General features: G+C 68.8%; 18 protein-coding genes. 4 read left to right on the top strand and 14 right to left on the bottom strand.

Features of this window, described 5'->3' with window-relative positions; genetic code table 11:
* Positions 1–146: 146 nt before the first annotated feature.
* The gene (gene clpB / locus NA3_RS31200) at positions 147–2714 is read right to left on the bottom strand and encodes an ATP-dependent chaperone ClpB (protein WP_062967868.1); all 2568 of its coding nucleotides are present in this window, start codon (positions 2712–2714) and stop codon (positions 147–149) included.
* Between the two features lie 274 nt (positions 2715–2988).
* Here clpB and NA3_RS31195 point away from each other — a divergent pair, with 274 nt between their 5' ends.
* Complete coding sequence (locus tag NA3_RS31195; protein WP_062967778.1) at positions 2989–4146, top strand: FAD-binding oxidoreductase; 1158 nt, start codon at positions 2989–2991, stop codon at positions 4144–4146.
* A 125-nt stretch (positions 4147–4271) separates the two neighbouring features.
* Positions 4272–5057: an FAD-binding oxidoreductase gene (locus NA3_RS31190; RefSeq protein WP_084492027.1), complete on the top strand. Its 786-nt coding sequence runs from the start codon at positions 4272–4274 to the stop codon at positions 5055–5057.
* A 16-nt stretch (positions 5058–5073) separates the two neighbouring features.
* Here NA3_RS31190 and NA3_RS31185 read toward each other — a convergent pair whose 3' ends face one another.
* The 8 genes from NA3_RS31185 to NA3_RS31150 form a co-directional block, all read right to left on the bottom strand.
* Complete coding sequence (locus tag NA3_RS31185; protein WP_062967776.1) at positions 5074–6243, bottom strand: globin domain-containing protein; 1170 nt, start codon at positions 6241–6243, stop codon at positions 5074–5076.
* A 382-nt stretch (positions 6244–6625) separates the two neighbouring features.
* Positions 6626–7021 (bottom strand): heat shock protein transcriptional repressor HspR, encoded by a 396-nt coding sequence (locus tag NA3_RS31180; RefSeq protein ID WP_062967774.1) that lies wholly within the window; start codon positions 7019–7021, stop codon positions 6626–6628.
* On the bottom strand, positions 7021–8193 hold the full coding sequence (gene dnaJ, locus NA3_RS31175) for a molecular chaperone DnaJ (protein ID WP_062967772.1): 1173 nt from the start codon (positions 8191–8193) through the stop codon (positions 7021–7023). Before dnaJ ends, NA3_RS31180 begins: the two co-directional genes overlap by 1 nt.
* A 39-nt stretch (positions 8194–8232) precedes the next feature.
* Positions 8233–8889 (bottom strand): nucleotide exchange factor GrpE, encoded by a 657-nt coding sequence (gene grpE / locus NA3_RS31170; RefSeq protein WP_062967770.1) that lies wholly within the window; start codon positions 8887–8889, stop codon positions 8233–8235.
* Complete coding sequence (gene dnaK / locus NA3_RS31165; RefSeq protein ID WP_062967768.1) at positions 8886–10727, bottom strand: molecular chaperone DnaK; 1842 nt, start codon at positions 10725–10727, stop codon at positions 8886–8888. The genes grpE and dnaK overlap by 4 nt, the downstream gene beginning before the upstream one ends.
* Before the next feature lie 338 nt (positions 10728–11065).
* Entirely contained in the window at positions 11066–11716 is a 651-nt protein-coding gene (locus NA3_RS31160; protein WP_062967766.1) for an HhH-GDP family DNA glycosylase, read from the bottom strand.
* Positions 11717–11815: 99 nt separating this feature from the next.
* A complete protein-coding gene (locus NA3_RS31155; RefSeq protein WP_063917838.1) occupies positions 11816–12637 on the bottom strand; it encodes a DUF1707 domain-containing protein in 822 nt (273 codons plus the stop codon).
* A gap of 9 nt (positions 12638–12646) precedes the next feature.
* Complete coding sequence (locus NA3_RS31150) at positions 12647–13720, bottom strand: DUF1707 SHOCT-like domain-containing protein (RefSeq protein WP_167355067.1); 1074 nt, start codon at positions 13718–13720, stop codon at positions 12647–12649.
* Between the two features lie 149 nt (positions 13721–13869).
* On the opposite strand from NA3_RS31150, the gene NA3_RS31145 reads away from it, so the two are divergent.
* A complete protein-coding gene (locus NA3_RS31145) occupies positions 13870–14103 on the top strand; it encodes a hypothetical protein (RefSeq protein ID WP_128145614.1) in 234 nt (77 codons plus the stop codon).
* Between the two features lie 31 nt (positions 14104–14134).
* Complete coding sequence (locus NA3_RS31140; protein ID WP_062967864.1) at positions 14135–15295, top strand: zinc-binding dehydrogenase; 1161 nt, start codon at positions 14135–14137, stop codon at positions 15293–15295.
* 4 nt (positions 15296–15299) lie between these two features.
* Here NA3_RS31140 and NA3_RS31135 read toward each other — a convergent pair whose 3' ends face one another.
* From NA3_RS31135 to NA3_RS31115, 5 genes are all read right to left on the bottom strand, one after another.
* Entirely contained in the window at positions 15300–16157 is an 858-nt protein-coding gene (locus NA3_RS31135) for an RNA polymerase sigma factor (protein ID WP_062967862.1), read from the bottom strand.
* A 44-nt stretch (positions 16158–16201) separates the two neighbouring features.
* Positions 16202–17089 (bottom strand): haloalkane dehalogenase, encoded by an 888-nt coding sequence (locus tag NA3_RS31130; protein WP_062967758.1) that lies wholly within the window; start codon positions 17087–17089, stop codon positions 16202–16204.
* A gap of 117 nt (positions 17090–17206) precedes the next feature.
* A complete protein-coding gene (locus NA3_RS31125; protein WP_227995589.1) occupies positions 17207–18802 on the bottom strand; it encodes a dynamin family protein in 1596 nt (531 codons plus the stop codon).
* 44 nt (positions 18803–18846) lie between these two features.
* The gene (locus tag NA3_RS31120; protein WP_062967757.1) at positions 18847–20715 is read right to left on the bottom strand and encodes a dynamin family protein; all 1869 of its coding nucleotides are present in this window, start codon (positions 20713–20715) and stop codon (positions 18847–18849) included.
* 54 nt (positions 20716–20769) lie between these two features.
* Positions 20770–24360: an IniB N-terminal domain-containing protein gene (locus tag NA3_RS31115; RefSeq protein WP_062967756.1), complete on the bottom strand. Its 3591-nt coding sequence runs from the start codon at positions 24358–24360 to the stop codon at positions 20770–20772.
* Positions 24361–24766 lie beyond the last annotated feature (406 nt).

Genomic DNA, 24766 nt, shown 5'->3' with positions numbered 1-24766 from the left:
CAGATCGGCGTTGCTTCAGCGAAGTGCGGCAACCCGGGAATCGGGGCGGGCGTAATCCGGCCGATACGCCGGGGCGCGGTGTGCGATTCATTCACACACCGCGCCCCGGAACCGAGCCCGATCATCGGATCCGGACGGCTCGGTCGTCACCGTCCGACGATCAGCCCGTCGCCGTCGGGTGCGACGTTGACCTTCACCAGGTCGCCGTCGGTGACCTCACCGGCCAGCAGTTCCTTGGCCAGCGAATCGCCGATGGCCTGCTGGATCAGCCGCCGCAGCGGCCGGGCGCCGTAGACCGGGTCGTAGCCGCGCACGGCCAGCCAGAACCGCGCCGAATCGCTGACGTCCAGCTTCAGCCGCCGCTGCGAGAGCCGCTTCTGCAGCTGCGCGAGCTGGATGTCGACGATGTTCTCGAGCTGCTCCTCGTTCAGAGTGGAGAACATCACCACGTCGTCGAGGCGGTTGAGGAATTCCGGTTTGAACGCCGAGCGCACGGCGTTCATCACGAATTCCTTCTCGCCACCGGCACCCAGGTTGGAGGTGAGGATGAGGATGGTGTTGCGGAAGTCCACCGTGCGACCTTGGCCGTCGGTGAGCCGCCCCTCGTCCAGTACCTGCAGCAGGATGTCGAAGACGTCGGGGTGCGCCTTCTCGATCTCGTCGAACAGCACCACCGTGTACGGCCGTCGCCGGACCGCCTCGGTGAGCTGGCCGCCCTGGTCGTAGCCGACGTATCCGGGCGGGGCGCCGACGAGGCGAGCCACCGCGTGCTTCTCGGAGTACTCGCTCATATCGATGCGGGTCATCGCCCGTTCGTCGTCGAACAGGAAGTCCGCCAGGGCCTTCGCCAGCTCGGTCTTACCGACACCGGTGGGTCCGACGAACATGAACGAGCCGGTGGGCCGGTTGGGGTCGGCGACCCCGGCCCGGGCGCGGCGCACGGCGTCGGAGACCGCGGTGACGGCCTCGGCCTGTCCGACCACTCGATGCCCGAGTTCCTCCTCCATCCGCAGCAGCTTCTGAGTCTCGCCCTCGAGCATGCGGCCGACCGGGATGCCGGTCCACGAGGAGACCACTTCGGCGATATCGTCCGGACCGACCTCCTCCTTGAGCATCACCTCGTCCTCGATGCTGCCGCTGCCCGCCTTGCCGGCGTTCTTCTCGGCCTCCGCGAGCTGCTTCTCCAGCTGCGGGATGCGGCCGTAGCGCAGTTCGGCGGCCTTGCCGAGATCGCCGTCGCGTTCGGCGCGCTCGGATGCGCCGCGCAGCGACTCCAACTCCTCTTTGATGGTGCGGACCGAGTCGATGGCCTGCTTCTCGTTCTGCCAGCGCGCCATCAGCTGGTTCAGCTTCTCGCGGTCGTCGGCCAGTTCCTGGCGCAACTTCTCGAGCCGCTGCTTGGACGCCTCGTCGGTTTCCTTGGCGAGGGCGACCTCCTCGATCTCGAGGCGGCGCACCGCCCGTTCGACCTCGTCGATCTCGACCGGCCGCGAGTCGATCTCCATGCGCAGCCGCGAGGCCGACTCGTCGACCAGGTCGATCGCCTTGTCGGGCAGGAACCGCGAGGTGATGTAGCGATCGCTGAGGGTCGCGGCCGCCACCAGCGCGGAGTCGGTGATCCGCACACCGTGGTGCACCTCGTAGCGCTCCTTGAGCCCGCGCAGGATGCCGATGGTGTCCTCCACCGACGGCTCGCCGACCAGCACCTGCTGGAACCGCCGCTCCAGGGCGGCGTCCTTCTCGATGTGCTGGCGGTATTCGTCGAGCGTGGTCGCACCGACCAGGCGCAGTTCACCGCGCGCCAGCATCGGCTTGATCATGTTGCCGGCGTCCATCGCCGATTCGCCGGTCGCGCCGGCGCCGACGATGGTGTGCAGCTCGTCGATGAACGTAATGATCTGCCCGGCACTGGATTTGATCTCCTCCAGCACCGCCTTGAGCCGTTCTTCGAACTCACCGCGGTACTTCGCGCCGGCCACCATCGCGCCGAGGTCGAGGGCTACCAGCGTCTTCCCGCGCAGCGATTCCGGAACGTCCCCGGCGACGATGCGCTGGGCCAGCCCCTCGACGATGGCGGTCTTGCCGACACCGGGTTCGCCGATGAGCACCGGATTGTTCTTGGTGCGCCGGCTCAGCACCTGCACCACACGCCGGATCTCGGTGTCGCGGCCGATGACCGGATCGAGCTTGCCCTCGCGCGCGGCGGCGGTCAGATCCGTGGAGTACTTCTCCAGCGCCTGATAGGTGCCCTCGGGGTCCGGGCTGGTCACGCGGGTGTTGCCGCGGACGGTGGTGAACGCCTCGCGCAGCGCGTCGGCGGTGGCCCCGTATTTGAGCAACAGCTGGGAGACGTCGGAGTCACCGTCGGCGAGCCCCACCACGACATGCTCGGTGGAGACGTACTCGTCGCCGAGTTCGGTGGCGAGTCGCTGTCCGGCGGTGAGCGCGGCGAGCGCTTCCCGGCCGAGCTGCGGCTGGGTGGTCGCGCCGGTCGCGCGGGGCAGCCGGTCGACGATGTCCTGGGCCTCGCGTCGCACCGTGGCCGGGTCGACCGCGACGGCTTTGAGCAGGGGGGCGGCGATGCCGTCGGTTTGATCCAGCAGCGCCACCAGCAAGTGAGCCGGACGAATCTCCGGATTTCCGGCGGCCGAGGCCGCCTGCAGGGCAGCCGTCAGGGCAGCCTGAGTCTTGGTGGTGGGGTTGAACGAGTCCACGATCACCTTCCTACGGTCGTCTCGCGTTGTAGTCGGTCGGGCACCGGGCGGTCCGACTCTTCTGGACATTTCAACGCGGTAGGAGTTGAGTCTGTTCCGCTCAAGTTTGACATATTTTCGGAACCTTCGGCCAATCGTTTCACCCTTGGCGGATCTGGGTAAAGTGATCCGCTCATCACCGCACGACCACGGTTTTTTCGGGGATACTGGTCCGCGGGGGCCGACGACACGGCAGCTGTGGTCGGACACATTGAAGGAAAGGAAGCTCGACGTCGTGGATGCGCGTTCGGCAGCGCTGGTCCGCGCCAACTTCCGGTCGATCGTCGAGGCGCCGCAAGGGCCCGAGCGATTGATCGGCGCGTTTTACAGGCATCTGTTCGCGGAGACTCCCGGCCTGCGCGAACTGTTCCCGCACACGATGGATATGCAGCCCAAGCGGGTGTGTACCGCCATCCAGTTCGTGCTGGATCATCTGGAGAACTGGGATCGCGCGCAGCGGTTCCTGGAACAGTTGGCCATCGACCACCGCAAATACGGTGTCGAGGCGGCACATTACGATGCCGCCGGACGCGCGTTGCTCGCCGCCTTCGTCACCTACAACGGTCCGCTCTGGACACCCGATCTGGAGGACGGCTGGCGCGATATCGCCATCCTGATCTCGGCCTCGATGGCGATCGGCGCCAATTCCGACACCTCGCGACCGTATTGGGAAGCGACGGTGGTCGGCCATCGGCGCGTCCTCGACGACCTGGCGATCGTGCGCCTGCAGTCCGACGAGCCGATCCCCTATCAGGCGGGGCAGTACGTACCGGTCTCGATCCCGCAGCGGCCGAAGATGTGGCGGTATCTGTCACCGGCCATTCCCACGAACCCGTACGGCGAGATCGAATTCCACGTCCGCAAGATTCGCACCGGCTGGGTCAGTCCCGCGATCGTCGGAGAAACCGAGGTCGGCGACACCTGGATGATCGCCGGGCCGCTGGGCGGCCTGCACATCGACACCGAATCCCAGCGCGACGTGCTGATGATCGGCTCCGGTACCGGAATCGCGCCGCTGCGCGCCCAATTGATCGAAATGGGCCGGCGCGGCGTCAATCCGCGCGTGCACTTCTTCATCGGCGGCCGCTATCCGTGCGATCTGTACGACGTGGAGAACATGTGGCAGCTGTCGCTGAGCAATCCGTGGCTGACGGTCGTGCCGGTCTGCGAGAGCGACTCGAATCCGTGGTGGCATCCGCATCCGCCCGCGGACCCGCCGTACGGCATGCATCGGCGGCTGATCGGGAATCTGGGTGCGGTCGTGGCCAGCTTCGGCTCCTGGTCGGATCGGCAGATCCAGATCGCAGGATCGGCGCGGATGATCGCCGACACCAAGCGCGCGCTGCTGGCGGTCGGCACCCCCGAACACATCATCAGCGCCGACCCGGTGTGAGCGGCAATCGGTAGGCAACCGGGCGTGCACGGCGTACCTTGGTGGGCGGACGCGAGCGCACGGGACCGCGCCCGGCACAAGACTTTTCGGGGGCGGCAGGTATCCCCCGGAGCACAGGAGGAACGGTGACGTTGGGTCCGGATGAGACCGGGGAGATTCGGCTGGATGCGCCGACGGAATGGTCGTCGACCGTCGTCGGACATCATCGGCTGCGCCACGATCTCGCGGTGGTCCGGTTGATCGGCGAATTCGTCCCGTTCGAACCGGGTCAATCGGTCGAGGTCCAGATTCCGCAGCATCCCGGCATGCGAAGGCGGTTGTCGCCCGCGCTGCCGCCCTCGCTGGACGGCAAGCTCGAATTCCACGTCCGCACCGTCCCGGGCGGATGGTGCAGCGGATCGATCGTCACCGAAACGGCCCCCGGCGACGAATGGCGGATCAGCGCCCCCGCGGGATGGCTCAGCGTCGACCCCGGCACCACGGATCTCGTGATGATCGCCGGCGGAACGGGTCTGGCGCCGATGCGCTCGCTACTGCTGGATCTGTCCCGTCGCCCGGAGCCGCCGCGCACCCATCTGTTCATCGGCGGACGCAGCCCGCGCGACCTCTACGCCTCCGATATGCTCTACCTGCTCGCCGGCGAAATGCCTTGGCTCACGGTGATTCCCGTGGTCGAGAAGGCGGAGGACCCGAACTGGGTCGACCAGTGGTACGAGAGCTGCCGCGTGGACGTCGGATTCGATGTCGACGAGATGCTGGAGGGCACGCTCGCCGATGTGGTGGGCGATATGGGCCCGCTGCTGCACCACCAGGTCCTGGTGTGCGGCTCGCCCGGAATGACCCAGGCCACGCTGGAAGTGCTGGTCAATACGGGTACGCCGCCGGAGGCGATCCGGTTCGACGGGCTGTGATCCGCGTCGGCGCTGTCTAGAACAGCGGATCGTGGCGGATGTTCTCGGTGGGCGTGCCCGCCGCCATCAACCGGAATTTGGTGGTCTGCACGGTACTCGGTGATCCGGCGATCTGGACATCGCAGTCCGACCAGTCGCCGCTGCGGGCGACGACGGCTCCGATCGGTCCCGTTTCGCGCGGCGCTATGCCCGGAAGATCGGGCTCGACCCGTTCCGGATGGTAATACCACCAGGGGTTTTCGTCGCTTTCGGTGACCGGAACGACGGTGAGCCAGCTGTTCGCGACGGCCAGTTCACTCAGCGTCGCCAGATCGTAGAGATCGCACGGATGGTGTCCGCCGACGAACAGGTGGACCTTCGGATTGGACCGGCGTTGCGACATCGCCAGCACTTGCGCCCGCAGCGGCGCGATTCCGGTGCCGCAGCCGACCATCAGCATGGTGCGACGGGTGTTGCGCGGCACCCCGAGTCCGCCCAGCGGCGCCCCCAGCAGCCACTGGTCGCCGATCGCGGTGTGGCCGACCATGGCCGGACTGACCCAGCCGCCACTGACGCTGCGGATATGGAATTCGATCTCGCCCTGGGGATTCGCCGGAATCGCCGGGGACAGATACCGCCACATCCGCGGGCGGGCCGGGATCTGCACGCTCACATATTGTCCGGCCGCATAGGTCATGGGCTGGTCGAGCTGCAGCCGGACGACGACCAGATTGCACAGCACCTCGCGGTGTTCGACAACGGTTCCGGTCCAGACCGGCGGTGTCGTCTCCTGTTCGGCGGCGCCGATCATCGTCTCGGTGATCAGTGCGAGGCCGGTGTCCCAGGCCTGTTCCACCTCATCGGTCCACAGTTCGGTTCCGGCATGTGCGCGCAGGGCGCTCTTCAGCGAATTGCCCACGGCCGCATAATGTTCGGCCACTACGCCGTATTTGCGATGGTCGCGGCCGAGCTGGGCCAGGAAGGGCAGCAGCTGTTCGGGCTCCTCCAGCCGGTCCACGGCATATCCGATGGCCTTGACCAGCCGGTCGCGCTGCACCTCGAGCGCGGCGGGGAAGAAGTCCCGGAGCTGCGGATATTCGGTGAACAGCAGGGCGTAGAAGGAGCGGGCGAGTTGTTCGGGGCCACCCTCCTCCGCGGCAACCGCCTTGAACGTCGTTCTGATCAACGCGACGGTCCGCGAATCCATCTGTCCACAACCCCATTTCGCACGTCGAACACGGGCCGGTCCGGTGAGCGCGGTGCCGCCGGACACGCGGCGCAGCCGATGGAAATCGAGTGTAGGTGAGGTTTGCCGGGCGCGGGCCGCACTGATGGAACAACAGGGAGGTAATTCGGCCGAAGCGAGGCCCCGGAGTGTGTAGCCCCGTGGAAACCGACCCAAAGACCGTGACACGCCATGAATTTCGGCGTGTACAGGAGTGGTTGTACACGACTCGATATGCGATTTTCAGATTTGCCGGGCGCACGCTGAAGGTCGGCGCGAGTCCCCGATACGCGAACAGCGCCCCATGTCGGGGGCGCTGTCGCACGGTGTGTTCGGTCGCGGAACGGCGCCGCGCCGGACCCGCCTACCGCCGTTTGTTGCGCGGCTGCCACACCACCAGTGCGGTACTGCGTTGCGGCGGAGCCATATCGGGCCGGTGCCCGGCCCGCAGGCGTTCGACCTCGGCGGTCAATTCACCCACCCGCTGCTGCAGTGCCTCGACCTGATTGGTGAGTTCGATGATCCGCTTGATCCCGGCCAGGTTGACGCCCTCGTCCTGGGACAGGCGCTGCACCTCGCGGAGCAGTTCCACGTCCCGGGACGAATACCGTCGTCCGCCGCCGGAAGTGCGTTGCGGCGTAACCAATCCCAGCCTGTCGTAGGTCCGCAGCGTCTGCGCGTGCATTCCCGCCAGCTGAGCCGCCACCGAGATCATGAAGTACTCGGTGCCGGTTGCCCGATTCTTCGGATCACCGTCCATTAAGCACCTGCCCAACCTGCGCGCGGGTCGAACCCGCCGGCCTTCTCCGCCTCCGCGTAGCGCCGCAGCGCCTCGGTGGCTTCGTCGTCCAGCTTCTGGGGTACGGCGACCTTCACCGTGACCAGCAGGTCACCGGCACCGCCGCCGCGCTTGGGCACACCGCGCCCGCGCACCCGCAGCGTCCGGCCGTCGGCGGTGCCGGGTGGCACCTTCACCCCGACTCTGCCTTCCAGTGTAGGCACGGAAACCGTTGTGCCGAGCACCAATTCGCTGTAGCTGACCGGCAGCACCAGGGTCAGATCGTCGCCGTTGCGGCCGAAGACCTTGTCCTGGCTGACGTGCACGGTGACGTACAGGTCACCCGCGGGCGCGCCACGCAGGCCCGCCTCGCCCTGACCGGCCAGCCGGATCCGCTGCCCGTCGCGCACCCCGGGCGGGATGCGCACGGTGATGGTGCGGGTCCGGTTCTGGATACCGGTGCCGTGGCAATCGGTGCAGGGGTCGTCGATGATCGAGCCGGTGCCACGGCAGTCGTCGCAGGGTTCGCTGAACCCGAACGCACCCTGGTTGCGGCTGATCACGCCGGTTCCGTTGCAGTGCGGGCACACTCGCGGGCTGGTGCCCGGCTTGGCGCCGCTGCCGTGACAGGTCGTACACGGCGACGGACTGGTCATCCGCAGCGGAACGGTCACGCCCTGGGCCGCCTCGCGGAACCCGAGAGTCGTCTCGGTCTCCACGTCGCTGCCCCGTCGCGGGCGCGACGTGGTCCGTGTGCCACCACGGTTGAACAGGCCGCCGAGGATATCTCCCAGACCGCCGTCACCCGCGCCGGCGGCCGCCCCGCCGAAGATGTCACCCAGGTTGAATTCGTTGGAGAAGCCGCCACCGCCGGTGTAGCCGCCACCCGGGGCGTAGCCGCCGCGGCCGAAACCGCCGCTGGCGAACAACCGCCGGGCCTCGTCGTACTCCTTGCGCTTCTCCGGATCGGACAGCACGGCGTGCGCCTCGCTGACCGCTTTGAAGCGCTCCTCGGCCTTGGTATCTCCCGGATTCTTGTCCGGATGCAGATCCCGGGCCAGTTTCCGGTAGGCCTTCTTGATCTCGTCCTGGGTCGCGCTGGAGGAAATACCCAGCTCTTTGTAGAAGTCCTTTTCCAGCCACTCCCGATTCACCGGGCATCTCCTCCTTCCGTCACGTTGCGCGACTGTGTGTTACTCGGCACCGTCGGCATCTCGGCCGGCATTCGCAGTGTCCGACGAGTCGGACAGATCCGCTACTCCATCGGTGACTCCGACCAGCGCATGGCGCAGGACGCGATCACCGAAGCGGTAACCCTTACGCATGACCACCCCGATCACCGGGTTGTGTCCCTCACCCTCGTGCTGCACGGCCTCGTGCAGGGTCGGGTCGAAAGGTTCACCCTCGACACCGAATTCCTCGAGGCCCTGCTTCTGCAGCGCGTCGGCGAGCTTGTCCGCGACCGACTTCAGCGGTCCGGATTCGAGATCGCCGTGGGCACGGGCACGATCCAGATCATCGAGCACACCGAGCAATTCGGTGACCACCGCGGCCTTGGCCGAATCGATGGCGGCCTTGCGGTCGCGATCGACGCGGCGGCGATAGTTCGCGTACTCCGCGGTCAGCCGCTGCAGATCGGCAGTGCGCTCCGACAATTCGGCGCTGATGCTGTCGGCGAGGGCGTCACCCTCGGCGGCGGGGGCCGCGGCGGAATTCGCCGCGGCCTCGCTCACATCACCCTGCGGAGCGGACGGTTTCCCGTCCTGGTCGATCTTGCGGTTGTCGACGATGGTGACCGGCTCCTCTTTCGGGCCGTGGTTATCGAGCGGCCCGCCGCTGTGTTCCGTCACTTCTTCTCCGGCTCTTCCACGACCTCTGCGTCGACTACGGTGTCGTCACCGGCGGACGCGTTGCCCGCACCGTCGGTGGCGGCGCCACCCTCTGCGGCCGAAGCCTCGTAGATCGCCTGGCCCAGCGCCTGCGATTCGGTGGCCAGCTTCTCCACCGCGGACTTCACCGCGGCGATGTCGCTGCCCTGCAGGGCCTGCTTGGCCTCGGCGATGGCCGCTTCGACCTTCTCCTTCGTCTCGGCCGGCACCTTGTCGGAGTTGTCCGCGATGAACTTCTCGGTCTGGTGGACCAGCGACTCCGCCTGGTTGCGGGTCTCCGCCTCCTCGCGACGCGCCTTGTCCTCGGCCGCGTGCGCTTCGGCGTCCTTGATCATCCGGTCGATCTCCTCCTTGGACAGGCCGGAGCCGTCCTGGATCTTGATCGTGTTCTCCTTACCGGTGCCCTTGTCCTTCGCGGTGACGTGGACGATGCCGTTGGCGTCGATGTCGAAGGTGACCTCGATCTGCGGCACGCCACGCGGGGCCGGCGGGATGCCGGTCAGCTCGAAGGAACCGAGCAGCTTGTTGTGCGAGGCGATTTCGCGCTCACCCTGGAAGACCTGGATCTGCACGGACGGCTGGTTGTCGTCGGCCGTGGTGAAGGTCTCCGACCGCTTGGTCGGGATGGTGGTGTTGCGCTCGATGAGCTTGGTCATCACGCCACCCTTGGTCTCGATACCCAGCGACAGCGGGGTGACATCGAGCAGCAGGACGTCCTTGACCTCACCCTTGAGCACACCGGCCTGCAGGGCGGCGCCGACGGCGACGACCTCGTCCGGGTTCACACCCTTGTTGGGCTCCTTGCCGCCGGTCAGTTCCTTGACCAGCTCGGAGACCGCGGGCATACGGGTGGAGCCACCGACGAGCACGACGTGGTCGATGTCCTTGACCGAGATACCGGCGTCCTTGATCACCGACTGGAACGGCGCGCGGGTGCGGTCCAGCAGATCGGAAGTGATCTTCTGGAACTCGGCGCGAGTCAGCTGCTCGTCGAGGAACAGCGGGTTCTTCTCCGCGTCCACGGTGATGTAGGGCAGGTTGATCGAGGTGCTCTGCGAGGAGCTCAGCTCGATCTTGGCCTTCTCCGCGGCCTCGCGCAGACGCTGCAGGGCCATCTTGTCCTTGGTCAGGTCGATGCCCGAGCTGGCCTTGAACTTGTCGACCAGCCAGGTGACGATCCGGTTGTCCCAGTCGTCGCCACCGAGGTGGTTGTCACCGGAGGTGGCGCGAACCTCGACGACGCCCTCGCCGATTTCCAGCAGCGAGACGTCGAAGGTGCCGCCACCGAGGTCGAAGACCAGGATGGTCTGCTCTTTGTCGCCCTTGTCCAGGCCGTACGCCAGCGCGGCGGCGGTCGGCTCGTTGACGATGCGCAGGACGTTCAGACCCGCGATCTGGCCGGCCTCCTTGGTGGCCTGGCGCTGCGCGTCCTCGAAGTAGGCGGGCACGGTGATCACCGCGTCGGTGATCTCCTCGCCCAGGTAGGCCTCGGCGTCGCGCTTGAGCTTCATGAGAGTACGGGCGCTGATCTCCTGCGCCGTGTACTTCTTGTCGTCGATCTCCACGGTCCAGTCCTCGCCCATGTGGCGCTTGACGGACTTGATGGTGCGATCGACGTTGGTCACCGCCTGGTTCTTCGCCGGCTGCCCGACGAGAACCTCTCCGTTCTTGGCGAACGCGACGACCGACGGGGTGGTGCGCGAACCTTCCGAGTTGGCGACGACGACCGGCTCACCGCCTTCGAGAACAGCGATGACCGAGTTCGTGGTCCCGAGGTCGATACCGACCGCACGAGCCATAGTGGTTCCTCCTAGGTGATGTAACTGTGTGTGGTGCAGGAGCGACCCTGCGCGCGGCACTGTTCGTGCCGGTCGGACCTCGCCCCTGACACCGCACGGAGCACGGTCCTCAGCAACACTGAGCGTGGTCGGCTCAATCCTGCCCCCCGATCCCGTCGGAGTCAACCAGAGACTTGAGTCGCTTTCACTCAACCTTGCATCGATCAGCTCAACGAGCGGGGCGGACGGTTCATTCCCGGCCGGACGAAAAATTTCTCCGGCCTCGCGACGGGCACGCGGCGCTCACCGGGCCGCGTCCCGGAGTACGCGGATGACCAGGCGTTTCGACCTTTCCAGGCTCAGCCCGCGGCCGCGAGTACCCGGTCGGCGAGATCCTTGTCGAGGCTCACCCGGACCAGCGCGGCGGCCAATTCCGCATCGTGACCGGAACGGCCGAGGCGGTCGAGGCGCTTCGGATCGGTCGACAGATGCAGCAGATCGGCACCCTTGCGGGCCCGGTCGTCGAAATGCGGGCGCACCCAGGTCCAGACATCCTGCACTTCACGCAGGAAGATCTCGGCGCCGGTCGGGCCGATGCCGTTGAACTGCTGCAGCAATTCGGCCAGCCGATCCGGATCCCCATCGGCTTCGGCGGCCAGTTTCCGCAGATCACCGTGGTAGCGATCGAGCAGGATGGTGGCGTTCTCACCGAGCCGGGTGGCGGTGGATTCGTCGTAGCGGCGGTAGTGCCCGCGGCCCAGCGCGTCGACGAGGTCCTGCCAGTCGGCCTCGGCGACGCGCTGCGGGGTGCGGTAGCCGCTCGATCTCAGTTCGCGCGCGGCGGCGACCGCGATATCGGCGGTGATCCGGGCGCTCATGAGCTGGGCCAGCACCAGAAGCTGGAACAGCGGAGCGGGCTTGTCGGCGAGGGTGATTCCCGCCTCGGCCGCATAGGTGGTCCCCGCTCGGTCGAGCAGTTCCCGGGCGATCCGATCCTCGTTCGCGCTCATCTGCGACACCCCACTTTCGTCGGCCCGGCGATTCACTACCCGGCTAACCCGAGACGCGCAGGTGAAACCCGCGGAGGCGGACGGACGACGTCTCCTGCCTCACGGCTGGGATTTGTAGACCACCAGCGGTTCACCGGACGGCGCAACCACCAGATGCCCGCTGCGAGCGCCCTCGGTGAAGATCGTGACCGTCGGCGGGTGGTCGGGTGCGGAGCTATCGCGGCCGATGATCAGATGGCTGACCTTCGTCTGCGGTGACCCGACGGTTCGCGGCGCCCCGGCCAGCAGAGCCGCCAATTTCGGCACATCGATCGTGCCGAGGTCGATCGGCTCGAGTTTCGGATCCCGGCTGCTGGTCGTCCGGGTATCGAATTCGCCCTTGTAGGAAGCTCTTTCGGAGGTCGACCGGTCCCCCGGCCGGGGCCGCTCGATCGAGGCGTTCTCCGGCATCAGTGTCACGCCGTCGGCAAGCAGATCGCCGTAGTGCTGACGGTAATCGGAGAGAAACGCCGCGATACCGGCGGCGGTCGTCATATCCGGCGGCGCATGATCGGCGAGCGGACCGTCCTCGCTGCTCACCCAGCCGCAGAACATGCCGATCAGTGCCGCGGCGGCCACCGCGCCGCCCGCCGCCACCCATCGACCGGCACGCCGGCGTCGCGCCGGGCGCACGACGGGGGCATCGACGAGATTGGCCGGAATCTGCAGATCGCCGATGACCTTCTCCACGTCGGCGAAGGTGCGCGCCCGCATCGCCGCGGCGGTGCGCCGCCCATGCTCGGAAACGGAGAGCTGACCGTCGTCGCGGGCGGCGTCCAAGAGGGCGCAGGCGTCGACGCGATCCGAATCGCGCACGCGCAGACCACTGTTCGCGGAACCGGGCGAGGCGCCGGTGTTGCGGGATGTGGCGAAGGTTCCCATCGGCTGCACCTAGGTGTGGAACGGGTAGACGCGGATCGGATCGCCCGCGGGCGTGGCTTCCAGGTATGCGTTCTCGTTGAACGAATTCCCGACGTAGATGCTGATCGTGGGCACCTTGGTGATCGTGTCGATACCCATGCCGATATGACTCACCGCGCCGCCGGGGACCTTCAGCAGTGGTACCGCCCGCGCGATCAGATCGCCCAGCGCGGAGGTGTTCACCGCGGCGAGGTCGAAGATCGGTTTGTCGGCCGAACGGGACGTGACCGCGGTCGAGGCCATGAACCCGCCGCGATACAGATAGTCGGCCACTCGATTCGGCTGGCCCGCCGAGGTGCGGTCGACCGAAGCATGATCCGGGAAGAGCGACAGGTTATCGACGGTGGTGTCCCCGAATTTCGCCTGGTAGTCGCTGCGGAACTTTTCGAACCCGGCCACCGTGGTCAGGTCGGGCGTCTCGATCACCATGGGCCGCACCACCTGTGGCGCCGCGGCCACCACCGGGTCAGGCGCGGGGGCGACCCGATGGGTCAGCAGATATCCCCCCACCGCCGCGGCCGTCACGGCCACCGCCACCGCGCCCGCGAACCAGGCCGTCCGGCTCCGCCTCCCCGCCCGCGGATCGATCGGCGCCTCGGCCGGGCGCTGCAGGTCCGCGGTCAATTCGGCCAGATCGCCCAGAGTTTCGGCGGCCGTGGTCAGGTCGGTGAGGGTCTGATGTTCCTCCGCCGAGAGCTGACCGTCGGCCAAGGCGGTGTCGAGGGCGCGGCAGGTTTCGGCCCGGTCGGCGTCGCGGGCACGGATATGCGCCGGATACCGCCCCACTCGCCGGGGCGGGCCCGGCGGCGGCTTCCACTGCGCACCACCGGCGGGCGGTTGCAGGTCGTCGACGAGATTCCGCAGTTCGCCGACGGTCTTCGCGGTGGCCGCACGGTCGGACCGGTCGTGATATTCGTGCGCGCCCAGTTGGCCCTCGTCGAATGCCGCATCGAGCAGGGTGCGCGCTTGAACTCGGTCCATATCGCGGGCCCGCATGCTGCCGGGTGCGGGCATACCCGGCATTCCGGACCCAGAAGAGCTCACCCCTGGATGGTAGCGACTCGGCATCCGCATCTCGGCGTGTCGGAACGGGTTAGCGTCGACCCCCGACCTCTGGGGTCTTTCCGGCAGGTGGCGGCCGCCCATACAGTCGCGACGATGTGGTCGGGGACCGAGCGACTCTGGAGGAATCGATGAAACGCAGTCTCACCGCCGGTATCGCCGCCGTGCTCATGACGGGTGGACTGTTCGCCGCCGGGAACGCGGCCGCCGCGCAACCGGCCTTCACCGACGGCCCGATGCTGGGCTCCTCGGATGTGGGCTGCACCGCACAGGGCTGCACCTCGCCGCTGGTGAAATTCCTCCTGGTCGACCTGCTGGGAAATCTGGACAGTTTGTCCGCGGGTGTTCCTCCGCAATCCCGCTGATTCGGCCCATCCCGCGCGGTACCGTGCGGATATGAAGGCCGTGGTGTGTTCGGAAGGCAAGCTGGAAATCGCTGATATCCCGGCGCCGAAACCCGGGCCCGGCCAGTTGGTGATCGCGGTGTCGCGATGCGGGATCTGCGGCTCCGATCTGCATGCCCGCCTGCATTGTGACGAACTGGCCGAGCTGGCGGCCGCGACCGGTTACCGGAATTTCATGCGCTCCCATCAGCGTGTGGTGCTCGGCCACGAATTCGTCGGAGAGATAGTCGAATACGGTCCCGGCTGCCGCAAACGCTGGCAGCCGGGCACCCGCGTGGTGGCTCTGCCGATCGTGCGCAACGGGCGCGAACCGGAGCTGACCGGATTGTCGGAGCAGGCGCCCGGCGGCTACGCCGAACAGGTCGTGGTGCAGGAATCCATGACGTTCCCGGTGCCCAACGGGCTGGCCACCGACCACGCGGCGCTGACCGAGCCGATGGCCGTCGCCTGGCATGCGGTGCGCAAGGGGCGGGTGGGTCGCAACCAGCCCGCGTTCGTGGTGGGGTGCGGGCCGATCGGCCTGGCGGTCATCAGCATGCTGCGTGCCGCCGGTGTGAAAAACATTGTCGCCAGCGACTTCTCATCGCGACGCCGCGATCTGGCGCGCAGGTGCGGCGCGAATGTGGTGGTGGATCCGAATCTGGAATCACCGTGGACGGCCAACCCCGCCAAGGGCCGCATCTCCGGCGTCACCGATATCCTCAATCTGGGTTTCGACACCATGACGCGACTGCGCAGCATCCCGAAACTGCCCTGGTGGTATCTGTTTCGTCTCGCGCACAGCCTGGACGCGGCGCCGGGCGGGCCGGTGGTGTTCGAATGTGTGGGCGTACCGGGCATCATCGACCAATTGCTCACCGAGGCACCGCCTCTGACCCGCATCGTGGTGGTCGGGGTGTGCATGGAGACCGATCGTTTCCGGCCCGCGATGGCGATCAACAAGGAGATCGAACTGCGCTTCGCCTTCGGCTACGACCCGGGCGAATTCCGCGACACCCTGCACATGATCGCCGACGGCAAGGTGGACCCGGCCCCGCTGATCACCGGAACCGTGGGGTTGGCGGGTGTCGACAACGCCTTCTCCGCCCTGAGCAGTCCCGAACACCACGCGAAAATCCTTGTGGACCCGTCCAGTTCACTGGTCCAGGTGTGATCGTTCAGCGGTCGAGCAGCGGGAAGCGTCCGGAATCCAGCAGTTTCGCGATCGCGTCCAGCCGCGCCGGGGGCATCGCGTAGTCCGGGTGGGCCCGCAGGATCGACGCGGCGTCGTGCAGGCCGATCATCTGCTCCTCGGCAGCGGCCGCGCTGCGGCCACCGGGTGACACCGGATGACCGCCCAGGCCGGGTTCACCGGGCCGCACCCGGCCCTGCTCGACGGCGGTCCGCACGCGGCGCGAGCATCGGCACGGCGCCGCCGGATTCGCCACCCCGCAGGTGTCGTTCAGGAAGTTGCCGAGCCGAACTCTCGCCCGTTCCAGCCGCTTTCGATAGGCCGGCGCGCCGATGCCGAGAATCCACGCGGCCTCGGCCGAGCTCAGTTCGAACACATCGGCGAGCACGAACGCGACCCGCTCGTCACGGGCGAGGCATTGCAGCATCGCCTGGCTGCAGACGAGCCGGACCTCCCGGGTGAGCACCGTCGCCTCGGGGCCCCGGTACTCCTGTTCGGCCAGCCCGTCGAGCAGATTGGCGCCGAAGCCGTCCAGGTTTAGCCGCGCCGCTTCCTGCGGGCTGCGGCGGCGCTGGTTCAGCAGGTAGTTGACGCCGATGCGGTAGGCCCAGGTCGTCAGCTTCGCCTCGCCACGCCAGCTCGCGAGATTGCCGACGGCGCGCAGCAGGATCTCCTGCACCGCGTCCTCGGCATCGGGCGGATTACCGGTCATCCGTAACGCCAAGCGGTACAACGGATCCTGCAGCATGCGCACCACGTCGGCGATGGCCGTCCGGTCACCGGCCACGGCGCGATCGACCAGGGCGGTCTCGGCCGCCCGCTCGTCGGGCCCGTCATCGCTCATCGACCTATCGTGCGGTGCCGCGGGCGGCACCGCAACGGCGCAGGTCACCGGGACGTGGTGTCGACCGCGGTCCGGGGTTGCGTGAGCCGCGAGTCGCGCAGCCAGGTCGCGACCGCCGCTCCGATCGCGTCGGGGCGATCCTCGGGCGCGTGATGGCCGGCCGCGCCGATCCCGACGACCTCGACCGCGGCGAAGGTCCGTCGCGCCCACTCCACCGCATCCGACGATCCGAGGCCGACACCGGCATCCACAGCCATCACCAGCTTGGGGATATCCGGTGTGGACGCCATCCAGCGGCCGTAGTTCTCCATGACCGCGGCGACATCGGCGGGCTCGCCGTCGAACGGAATCTCCCTCGGCCACACCAACATCGGCCGCCGCGACTCCGGCGTCGGATACGGCGCCCGGTACACGTCCAGATCGGCCGGAGTCAGGCTGCGAGCGCCGAACGGGAGATTGAATTCGATGAACATGTTGTCGTGCAGGATCATCTGCTCGCCCTCCGGTGAGCGGAACCGCCGGAACAGCTCCGCCCCCTGCTCGGGCATCTCGGACCAGCGCGGCGGCCGCAGGAATGTCTCCAGCACCGCGACGCCGCGAACCCGGTCGGCATGACGCGCGGCCCAGTCCATGCCCAGCGCACCGCCCCAGTCGTGCCCCACGAGCACGACCTCGTCCAGTTCCAGGGCGTCGAACCAGGCGTCGAGGTAGCGGGCGTGATCGGCGAATCGATAGGCGATATCGGGCTTGCCCGAATCCCCCATTCCGATCAGATCCGGTGCGAGCACCCGGGTCAGCGGATCGACGTGCGGAATCACGTTGCGCCACAGATACGACGAGGTCGGGTTGCCGTGCAGGAAGACCACCGGCACCAGTCCGGTGCCGCTTTCGCGGTAGTTGACGAAGGAATCGAGAGTCACGACGGTCGGCATGATGTGTCCTCGGATCGGTGCCCGGCCGAGTTTTCGGCCCTTACATCCGGTTTCGACACAGGCCGGACGAGGTTGTGACCGGGCGTCGCTATGATCTAGGACACATCACTGTGAGGTTCAGCGGGCGCGAGGCGGACGCACGCGGCTCATCGGCGTGGTTTCCGGTTCCCGCAACTGGTCGACGATTCCCTCCGCGCTCCGCGCCGCGGTCAGACAGGCCTCGGTGGTGAATCGGTCGGCCAGCGGATGGCGCGCGCGACCGCGCCACTTCCGCACCGCCGCCACCGCGTGTGCCTGCAGTTCGCCACCCGGAGCGTCGGGCGGCAGTCCCAGGCGCAGGTGCGGCGCCACACCGGAACCGCCGATCAGCCGATACAACTCGGTGACATCGTCGGCGGGCAACGGCAATTCGTCGGTGCGCAACCGCCCGAGCAGACGCAGCTCGGCGAATCCGTGCACATCCGCCAACAGGCTGTTGATATGCGGCAGCAGGTCGTCGGCGCGCGTACCCGGATGGGCGGCCACGATCCGCGCCACCGCCGTCAACGCCGAATGCGCCTTCAGCTGATCGGCTCGCTGGGCGAACTGCACGTCGAGCACCGTGCGCAGTTCCTCCACACCGCTGCGCTCGGCGAGTTCGCGTGCCAGCGTGGCGGAATCGCGCACACCCAGGCGGATCAGCGTCACCGCCATGCGAATGCCGAACAGGCCGAACCGGGCCGCGAGATGCGCCCGCAGATCCGCCGGCACGGGCAGGGGCAACTCCGGATGGGCGAATCGGTCCGCGGACAGCAGCGCGACGCTCAGGTCGTCCACCGACATCCGCGCCAGCGCCTCGAAGGCATCGAATTCACGCTGTCGCAGCGTCGCACCGGCGAAGGCGAGCAGCCCGGCGACCGGAATGACCGCCTGGCACAACCCGGTTCGCTCCAATTCGGTGGCGAACCGGGCCGACACCTCGCGGGCCGAATGCAGGGCATCGATGCGGCCCGCGCCGATCTCGTCGGCGCGGGAGGCGACCCCGATCACGCCGAGCGGACCCGAAACACCCTGCCGGCCACCACCTCCGGCGCCGATGCGTTCCAGGAAGCCGATATCGGAGGCGTCCAGCCGGCGCAGCAGATAGACGACCGCGTCGGCCTCCGGCACGGTCACCGCCGCATTCTCGTCGGGTGTGAGCAGACGTGAGGTGCGCAGCGACACCTCCCGCGACAGCGACGAGGTGCCCGGGGTGTCGATGATGGTGGTGCGAGCCAGAGTGGCGGCCGGCCACTGCACATCCAGATGGTCGACCTCGTGCTCGCCGTCGGCGTTCCAGCGCAGCGCCGACAGGTCGAAGCTCAGTCCGTGCGCCCCGGGCAGGCCGTCGGCGCCGGGGGTGCGCCGCACCACCACATCGGCGCTCGCGCCGTCGGTGGCCAGGGCACTCACGCGCGGTGCCGGGCCGTGGCGGTACCAGGTCACCATCCGGGTGCATTCGGTGGCATCGGTCGGTGCGATGTCCTGCCCGACCAGCGCGTTGAGCAGTGTGGATTTACCAGCCTTGAGCTGGCCGGCCAGCGCGACCCGCAGCGGTTGGTCGAGCCGGCGCGCACAGTCACCGAGCATCGCGGCGGGGCGCGAACGCGGCGCATAGGCCTGGCGGGCCGCCGAAACCAACCGGCGCGCCTCCCCCACGATCCCCGGCGTCTGGTCGCTGACCTGGTAACTCACGCGTAGACCGTACCCGAGTAACCTGGGAATCCCGGTGCCGTGGGTTACGACTGTGCCCCGCGCGCATGACGTCCGGACGGACCCGCCGGCGGCAGCATCACGTCGGCATGACGTCGTAGCTCGGCCACCACTCGCAATTGCCGCTCCAACTCCGCGCACCGCTGCGTGCGCTGGGCGTCGGCCACTCCGGCGGCATCCTGTGCGGCCTGCAGCGAATCGTTGATCGAACGCAGACTGCGGTCGGCGATGCCGGTGAAGTGATCGCGCAGAATGCGATGGATGCGATGCAGCCGGTCGCGCGACTCCTTGCCCGCCTCGAAACTCACATCGTCGAGGTAGCGGCGCACCGCCATCTTCGCCTCGCTGCGCTTGCGCGCCAGCCGTTCTCGTTTGTCGTCGCGAAACGCCTTGCCGCCCAACAGCACACCGGCGCCCAGCGACACCGGATTGATCAGAGCCAGACCCGCGACGGTACTGGCCAGGCCGATCATCACCATACCGCCGTAGGAGCCACGCATACCGACGAGCAGTTTGTGACCGATACCGAGATCCGGCTCGAGATCGGCCAGCGTCACCGCCGCCACGCGCGATTCCTCCAACTCCGAACCCGACCGCACCGCGGGCAGATCCACCGCGCCGAATTCGAGAAAGTGCTCGGCCACCCGCTCGGCCAAGTGGATGGCGCGATGATGCGTCCACAGCAGATTGTCGCCGATGGCGGTATCGGTCGTGTGCATCAGCCACTGTTCCAGCTGATCCCACAACCGGCCGGGATCGTTCTCGTCGATCCATTCCTCGGCGGTTCGGCCGATGGCCCGCAACCGATCTCGCAGGTCGTGGTCGATATCGCCGGCCAGATCGGTGATGCCGTCGCCCAGCGTCTGCTGCCAGGCCGCCGTCCGGCGATGCAGCTCCTCGGCCTGCGCCTTGGCGGTGCGCAGTTCGCGGATGGCCGCCGCGCCACGTTCGGGGTCGCGCAGGGCGACCAGTTCACTGCTCAGCGCCAGCGCGAGATGTTCTGCGGCAGAGGAGATATCGAGCGCCACCGCGCGTTGCGCCGCGGCCTTGTCCCGGGCGACCACCTGCTCGCGCAGAAAGTCGAACAGGACACCGAAACCCGATTCCCGGCCCAGCTGCTGATCCTGCAGCCGCATGGCGTGGCTGCGCAGCAGCGCCGAGACCGGAATGATCGGCAGTGCCAGGCTATTGCGCTCCAGATGCGCCTGGTCGGCCTGCAGAACCTGACGCCAATGCGGGTACAGATCGATCTTGCTGAGTATCAGCGCCACGGCCGGGCACAGTTCGCGCACCTGCCGCAGGAAGTCGACCTCCGGTTCGGTCAGTTCGGTGGAGGCGTCCGAGAGCACCAGCACCGCATCGGCGGCCGGGGCCAGGGCGAGAACCGCGGCGGCCGTGGCGGTGGCGTGGCCCCCGACCGGCGGGGTGTCGATGACGACGATCCCGTCGGCCAGTAGCGGATTCGGCAGCTCGATCTCCACCCGCGCCACGCGGCCGTGCGGGGACTGCGGCGTGACGGTGTGAATATCGCCGAGCGGCAGCGGAATCCGCCGGTTGTCCCGCTCGTCACCGGACGGTGTGGTGACCACGGTCTCGGCCCGCGCCTGCGAGCCGTGGGAGAGCACGATCGGCACCCCGGTGGTCGCATCGTCACCGACCGGGCTGATGTCGAGATTCAGCAGCGCGTTGACGAATTGACTCTTGCCCTGGTTGCCCAGGCCCACCACCACGATGCGGCGGCGGGGGTCGCGGATCCGGTCGGCCAGCACCTCCAGCCGGCCGACCAGATCGTCGCGATCGGCGGTGCGCGCGGCGGTGATGGTTTCGGCGAGAATCCGCGACAGCGGTGAGGCAGGCGCCTCCGGGGCGGTATTCGCCACGACCACACTGCTCATTTTCGTTGCACCCCAACCTGTTTCGTTACTCGGTCCGATTCCGCGCCGCTACCCTCAGTGCAGCAGCCCGCCGGTGATGTCACCGGAGGCGTGCGTATCGGTCACGGTCGAAGCGTGGCCGGAGGTGTCACCGAACAGGCTCGAATCCGTGTGCGCGCCGCTATCGAGCCCGCCGGACAGCGAGCTGTGGCCGCCCGCCGCCAGGGTGCTGTCGATCCCGCTGTGCGCGCCGAGGGCGCTGTCCACGCCACCGCCGATGCCCGAGGTGCCGACGCCGGAGATATCGGTGCCGACGCCGCTGCCGAACGCGTGCGACACATCGACACCGGACCACGTGCCGGCGGCCGTACCCGAGAGCGACGAGGACGCATCCGTGCCCGCGTGCAGCCCCGAGTCGACCGAACCGGCCAGACCCGAGCTCGCCTCGGCGCCCGTGTGCAACCCCGAATCCGCCGCGCCCGACAGCGAGGTCGACAGGCCGCCCGCACCGTGCAGACCGGACTCCGCGGTGCCGGACAACGAGGTTCCGAGGTCGCCCGCGCCGTGCGCACCCGACGCGGCGGTGCCGGACAACGATGTGCCCAGGTCACCGGCACTGTGGACACCCGACGCGGCGGTCCCGGACAACGAGGTCCCCAGGTCACCCGCGCTGTGGACGGCCCCGGCGCCCGCGCCGGACAACGATGTGCCCAGGTCACCGGCACTGTGGACACCCGACGCGGCGGTCCCGGACAACGAGGTCCCCAAGTCGCCCGCACTGTGCACGGCCCCGGCGCCGGCCCCCGAGAGCGAGGTCGCCAGGTCGCCGGCCGCGTGGACGCCCGCATCGGCGGATCCGGACAGGGAGGTTCCCAGGCCCGTCGCGCTGTTCACACCGGACGTCGCCGCACCCGACAGCGAGGACGACAGATCCCCGGCCGCGTGCACACCCGAGGCCGCGGCCCCGGACAGATCCGCGCCGGTGTGCACTCCGCTGCCGAGACCACCGGACAACCCGGTCTCCAACCCGGTCGCACCCTGCGCCCCCGAAGCCACGGCCCCGCCGAGCCCCGCTCCGATACTCGTGGCACCCCCGAGCCCCGCGGCCGCATTCGCCGCACCACCCAGCGCCCCACCGAGACCGGCACCAGCGCTCGCGGCACCACCCAGCGCACCACCGAGCCCGGCACCAGCATTCGCCGCACCACCCAGCGCGCCCCCCAGTCCTGCACCAGCATTGGCCGCACCGTTCAGGGCACCACCCAGTCCGGCACCAGCATTCGCCGCACCGTTCACGGCACCACCCAATCCGCCACCGGCATTCGCCGCACCGTCCAGAGCACCACCCAGTCCGGCACCGGCATTCGCCGCACCGTTGAGAGCACCACCCAGACCCGCACCGGCATTCGCCGCACCGTTCACGGCACCACCCAGTCCGGCACCGGCATTCGCCGCACCACCGAGACCAGCCTGCGCAGCACCGCTCATCGCGCCTCCCACATCCCCGGCCGCATGTGTCGCATCCGAGAGATCGCCTCCGATCCCGGCACCGGCGTCGGACACACCGCTCAGCGAACCACCAAGGCCCGCAGCCGCATTCGTCGCTCCGCCGAGCGCGCCACCGAGTCCAGCGCCGGCATCCCCGGCCCCCGCGAGTTCTCCACCGAGCCCGGCACCCGCCTGGGCCGCACCCCCGAGACCGGCACCGGCCTGCGTCGCACCACCGAACGCACCACCCAGGTCTCCACCCGCGTGGACCGCATTTCCGAGCGAACCCTCCAGTCCCGCACCGGCATTGGCGGCACCGCCGAGCGCACCACCCAGCCCGGCGCCCGCCTCGGCAGCACCACCCAGCGCGCCACCGAGACCCGCACCCGCCTGCGCGCCTGTGTCGAGAGCGCCCCCGAGATGACCGCCGAGACCCGCACCCGCATCAGCAGCGCCTCCCAAGGCACCGCCCAGTCCCGCGCCGGCATTGGCGACACCTCCGAGCGCACCGCCGAGTTCAGAGCCCGCCCCGGTCGCGGCACCCGCGGCACCGGACAGACCCGCACCCAGATCACCCGCCGTATTCAGCGCACCACCAAGTCCGGCACCCGCGTCGGCGGCACCACTCAGTGCACCTCCGAGCCCCGCCCCAGCATTGGCCGCGCCCCCCAACGCGCCACCGAGTTCGGAACCCACTCCGGTCGCCGCACCCGCCGCACCGGACAGACCCGCACCCAGATCACCGGCCGCGTTCAGCGCACCACCGAGACCGCCTCCCGCATCGGCGACCCCGCCCAGCGCACCACCAAGCCCCGCCCCGGCCTCCGCCGCACCACCCAGCGCACCACCCAGGTCTCCACCCGCGTGGACCGCGTTGCCGAGCGAACCCTCCAGTCCCGCACCGGCATTGGCGGTACCGCCAAGCGCACCACCGAGTCCGGCGCCGGCGTTGGCCGCACCACCCAGCGCACCACCGAGCCCGGCGCCGGCGTTGGCCGCCGCACCCGCAGCACCGGACAGACCCGCACCCAGATCACCGGCCGCATCCAGCGCGCCACCGAGGCCGGCACCCGCTTCGGCCGCACCACTCAGCGCACCACCGAGCCCGGCCCCAGCGTTGGCAACACCGCCGAGCGCACCACCCAGGCCGGCCCCAGCGTTGGCGGCGCCGCCCAAGGCACCACCCAGCTCGGAACCCACGCCGGTCGCGGCACCCGCAGCGCCGGACAGACCGGCACCCAGATCACCGGCCGCGTTCAGGGCGCCACCCAGCGCACCGCCGAGACCGGCGCCCGCTGCTGCCGCACCGCCCAGGGCGGCCCCGAGGCCCGCACCGGCTGCTGCCGCGCCACCCAGGGCACCGCCGAGGCCCGCGCCGAGGCCGGTTTCGAGTCCGGCGCCGAGTTCACCTCCGGCGTTCAGGGCGCCGCCGAGCGCTCCGTTGAGTTCGGTGCCCAAGCCCGCTCCGGCTTCGGCCGCGCCGCTCAGCGCTCCGCCGAGCCCGGCGCCGAGCCCTGCGGTGGCTTCGGTCAAACCGGTTGCCGCAGAGGAGATTCCGGCCTGAATACCGGTTCCGATTTCGGTGGAGAGGTCGGCGCCCGCGTGCGCGATGGTGTCGGCGGCGCCTTCGATTCCGGCGGAGAGGCCGAGGTCGGTGCCGGCGGTACCGGTGCCCGAGAGCGCGCCGCCGAGGCCGACCGCGACCCCGGTCAAGGCACCCAGTCCGGCGGTGAGCCCGGCCGCGGCGCCCGCGCCGACCGATGCGGCGGCGCCCAGACCGGCGGACAGCCCCGCCCCCAGATCGCCGCCGAGGCCCGCACCGGCCTCGATTCCGGTTTCACCGCCGAGCGCGGCCCCGGCCCCCAGGTTGGCCTCGCTGATCGCACCCGCTTCGCCGGCCAGGCCGCCGGCGAGCCCACCGCTGCCGCCCGCCGCCGCGCCCAGACCACCGTTGGCCGCCGCGCCGCCCCCGGCCGCCACGATGGCGGCGAGCTGCGAGCCGCCCGTGACCAGGGCGGATTCGGCGACCATCGGCGCCACGGCGGCGATATCCTCCGGCGTCACCGCCTCCAGTCCGGCCGCGCACAGCGATTCGGTCGGGTTGGTGCAGTAGCCGACGGCGGCCTCGTGGTCGCGCAGCAGGTTGAGGATGAATTCGAGAATGGCGTTGGGGGTCATCGCAGATCGTCTCCTGGATCGGCGGACCATCGTCGATCCGCTGCAGTCGAATTGCCTTTCACGCTAAGAAGCCCCGGCGTTACGCGAAACGGGGCGAATCCCCTGATTTCCGTATCGGCCCCGATAGGGGAATCGGACGCATTAGGGGACTTTCCCCGAACCTTCCGGATCAGGGGTAACGACGGCCCCCCGGCAACCGACAGTGGGATAGATCGTGACGACCGCACATATTCGTGACGACCGCAAATACCAACGACAGGGGTTCTCGAATGACTCAGGGCCTGACGCTCGGCATCACGGTCGGGTCGTCGCGCACAGTCGCCGCGACCGGCTCCACTTCCGCGAGCGCCGACCCGGAAAATGTCTCTGTTCACATTCGTCGCCACCGTTTCGGATCGGCGCCCGA

Origin of the sequence: Nocardia africana NBRC 100379 (assembly GCF_001612635.1) — a bacterium.
GTDB lineage: Bacteria > Actinomycetota > Actinomycetes > Mycobacteriales > Mycobacteriaceae > Nocardia > Nocardia africana.
This window is presented reverse-complemented; position numbering and strand designations above follow the sequence as displayed.